General features: G+C 27.0%; 1 protein-coding gene. It reads left to right on the forward strand.

Annotated features, from left to right (window positions below; genetic code table 11):
* The first annotated feature begins 220 nt into the window (after positions 1-220).
* Positions 221-1,204, forward strand: a complete 984-nt coding sequence (locus G6042_RS00775; protein WP_169522369.1) for an IS110 family RNA-guided transposase — start codon at positions 221-223, stop codon at positions 1,202-1,204.
* Positions 1,205-1,215 lie beyond the last annotated feature (11 nt).

The following is a 1,215-nucleotide window of genomic DNA, read 5'->3' on the forward strand; positions in this document are numbered from 1 at the left end:
ACTCCTTTAGATTTGTTTTAATAAATTTAGGTAAATTTAGAAAAGAGAAAAGTGTTTAAGTAAACTAACAATTACTCCGAGTAAAACTCATAGTTCGATTAAGACTTAAACACTTTTGTCATCAAAATCTCAGATAGAAATTAGGGAGTGAAGCCCATTATCAAGGAGTTGAGTTACTGATGAATATTCTCTAATCTTTTAACGTCTTAAAAACAAAATTATGAAAAACATTTTTATTGGAATTGATGTTAGCAATAAAACGTTAGACATCTGTATTAAAGAGAATAATAACAACACTTTTTATACTATTGAAAATAGTATTTCAAGCTGTAAAAAGTTTTTTAATAAGTTTAAAAAAAGTAGTTGTTTAACTTATGTAGCCATGGAAAATACTGGTCGATATAATTATAACCTTTATGAAGCCTTAGAAAAATTTTCTTTTTTAGTTTATGTTATCAATCCTATTCATATGAAAAAAAGTTTAGGATTAGTAAGAGGTAAAAATGATCAAGTTGATGCTGAAAGAATTGTTTATTTCATTGAAAAAAATCATATGGATTTACCACAATGGCAACCTAATACATTAGCTATAAAAAAATTAAAAGTCTTGCAAACTGAGAGAAAACATAGAATCAAAATCAAATCTGGTTTATTAAAACAACAATGCGATTACAAATTAATGAAGTCAATGAAGATGGATAAAGAGCTTCTCAAACTAAACCAAAGTTTGATATCAAACATTGATAAACAACTAAAAATTATTGAACATAAAATTGAATTAATTATACAAGAAGACCAAATATTACAAGACCAGTCAAATAGATTGAGAACCATACCGGGAGTTGGAAAAGTATTAACTTGGATGATGATTACTAAAACTCAAGGTTTTTGTAGAATTAACAACCCTAGAAAAATGGCTTGTTATGCTGGAGTAGTTCCATTTGATCATCAATCAGGAACATCGCTCCGATTTAAACCTAAAGTGTCAGTTTTTGCAGATAAAGAGTTGAAAAAGGTGCTACATTTAGCAGCAATGAGTGCAATACGATTAGATAATGAACTGAGAGTGTATTATCTAAGAAAAGTAGAAGAAGGCAAAAATAAAATGAGTATTTTAAATGCTATCAGAAATAAAATTATTCATAGAATTTTTGCCTTAATAAATAATGAAACTATTTATCAAAAAGATTTTGTAATATCATAGAAATCGAACTG

The sequence above is a fragment of the Flavobacterium solisilvae genome (genome assembly GCF_012911605.1).
GTDB classification, from domain to species: domain Bacteria; phylum Bacteroidota; class Bacteroidia; order Flavobacteriales; family Flavobacteriaceae; genus Flavobacterium; species Flavobacterium solisilvae.

Coding starts and splice junctions, on each gene's coding strand:
- G6042_RS00775 (WP_169522369.1), top strand. CDS start 221: ATGAAAAACATTTTTATTGGAATTGATGTTAGCAATAAAACGTTAGAC.